The organism is Ruegeria sp. BG11, assembly GCF_056538565.1.
Genome location: NZ_JBQFTH010000050.1, coordinates 1 through 1,064 on the forward strand (window position 1 = coordinate 1; position 1,064 = coordinate 1,064).

Here is a 1,064-nt window from a genome sequence, read left to right on the forward strand (position 1 = left end):
CACCACTTGAAACGCAATGCCATCAGCGGCCGAAGTTGCAGACCAGTTAGGAGTTCGGCTATGCTTTGGCGCATTGCCCAAGTTTCTCTTCACCCAAACCATGAGATTTTACTCTCCTCACAGATCCTCCCTTAGCCTGCCTTCCGGGCATCGGTTTCCGAAGGGCAAGTACAAAATGCTCCTCACGCTACTGCTGAAGGACGGTATTCTTCAGGAGGCACAGTTGGCAGAGTCTTTGCCAGCTAGCGATGAAGCGATATTGCGTGCGCACGCCCCCGATTTTGTCGCGCAGTTTGAAAACGGGGAACTGGAAGAAAAAGCCTTTAAACGGATTGGGTTTCCGTGGAGCCCGGAACTCGTGAGGCGGGTTCGCGCCACGGCCGGTGGCGCAATTGCTGCTGCTAAGACAGCTCTGGAGTACGGTATCTCGGGGCAGCTCGCTGGGGGCACGCACCACGCCCATCCGACTTTTGGATCTGGCTATTGCGTCTACAACGATCAGGCCGTCGCGGCGCTCCACCTGCTTGCGGCTGGCATGGTCGAAAGGGTCGCAATCATCGATCTTGATGTTCATCTGGGTGACGGTAGCGCCGCCATTTTCGCCGACAACCCATCGGTCTTCGTCTTTTCGATGCACGGCGAAAAGAATTTTCCGTTCCGCAAGTTTCCAGCGGATCTCGATGTTGCCCTGCCGGATGGCACCGGCGACAAGGACTACCTTCGCGCCTTAGCCGATAACTTGCCGGCTGTGTTTGAATTTCGTCCCGACCTCATTCTATACCAGGCAGGCGTTGATCCGCTGGCAGAAGATAAACTAGGGCGGCTTGCGCTGACCCATGATGGCCTTATCCAACGCGATCAGGCGGTGATGTGCGCCTGCAAAGGCCGCGGCATCCCGGTCTCAATGGCAATCGGAGGTGGCTATGCCGACCCCATTGAGGCTTCCGTCGACGCTTACGCCAATACCTATCGGGTCGCAAAGAACCTGCACCGATTTTGATGGCAGGTATGATCTCAGCGATTAGTCATTCTCACTGTGTTTCGATGATCCGCTCTGCGCCCAA

General features: G+C 56.2%; 1 protein-coding gene. It reads left to right on the forward strand.

What is annotated here, in order from left to right:
• Positions 1-16: 16 nt before the first annotated feature.
• Positions 17-1,000 carry a histone deacetylase family protein gene (locus ACR0JF_RS23325; RefSeq protein ID WP_480670125.1) on the forward strand — a complete coding sequence of 328 codons (984 nt, stop codon included), beginning with the start codon at positions 17-19 and terminating at the stop codon, positions 998-1,000.
• Positions 1,001-1,064: the final 64 nt, after the last annotated feature.

Coding starts and splice junctions, on each gene's coding strand:
- ACR0JF_RS23325 (WP_480670125.1), top strand. CDS start 17: ATGCCATCAGCGGCCGAAGTTGCAGACCAGTTAGGAGTTCGGCTATGC.